This window comes from uncultured Microbulbifer sp. (assembly GCF_947498635.1).
Classification (GTDB): Bacteria; Pseudomonadota; Gammaproteobacteria; order Pseudomonadales; family Cellvibrionaceae; genus Microbulbifer; species Microbulbifer echini.
Map to the genome: position 1 here is coordinate 1 of NZ_CANMKV010000111.1, position 778 is coordinate 778.

Genomic DNA, 778 nt, shown 5'->3' on the forward strand with positions numbered 1-778 from the left:
TACGACTACGGCAATAACGGCCTCGCCGATGGCGACCAGACTGCCGCCAACGACGGTGTCGCCCCCGCCGTTACCGAATACCGCTATGACAAAGCGGGCAATCGCACCGGCGAGCTCTACTACCGCTCCAACGACCTGTACAACAACCTCGGCCGCGTGGTGTACCAGCACAGCAACGCTACTTACGATGAACAGGGCCGCATCACCAATATCGAAGGCTACGACGAATACGGCAACGCCTACCAGATCGACTACACCTTCGACGCCTTTAGCAACCGCCGCAGTGTCAGCAGTGTTTACGACGGCCGCTATGTCGACAACCTCGACGGCACCATTGATGGCAAGACCCAGTCGTTCTACTACACCTACGACAAAAACAACCGCTTCACCCTCACCCTCGGTGAGTTTGAAAACGGCCAGATTGTCCTGGGTAAAACCGGCACCGCCATCACCTACAACGGCCTCGACCAGCGCTATCTCGCCAGCCGCGCCAGCGACGGCAGCATCCGCGAGAAATACGCCTACGACAGCAACGGCCGCCTCACCACCGTACATATCGACCAGGGCAGCGGCTTTGTGCTGCGCGCCAGCCGCATCAATAACGATGCGGGGCAGGTCACTGCCTACTACGAGTACGACTCCGCCGGCAAGTTATCCAGCGCCACCGATAACTACTACAACGCCAGCGGTATCCAACTGGGTTACGCCACCACCCAGTACGATGAGAATGGTTTAGCCACCGACGAAGTTATCCGCAGCCGCAACACCTTCCTCGGTG

General features: G+C 58.9%; 1 protein-coding gene. It reads left to right on the forward strand.

Translation table 11 applies throughout. From position 1 onward, the window contains the following. Positions 1 to 778 (forward strand): hypothetical protein (locus Q1A69_RS20035; RefSeq protein WP_299589667.1); only part of this gene is annotated, 778 nt, incomplete at both ends.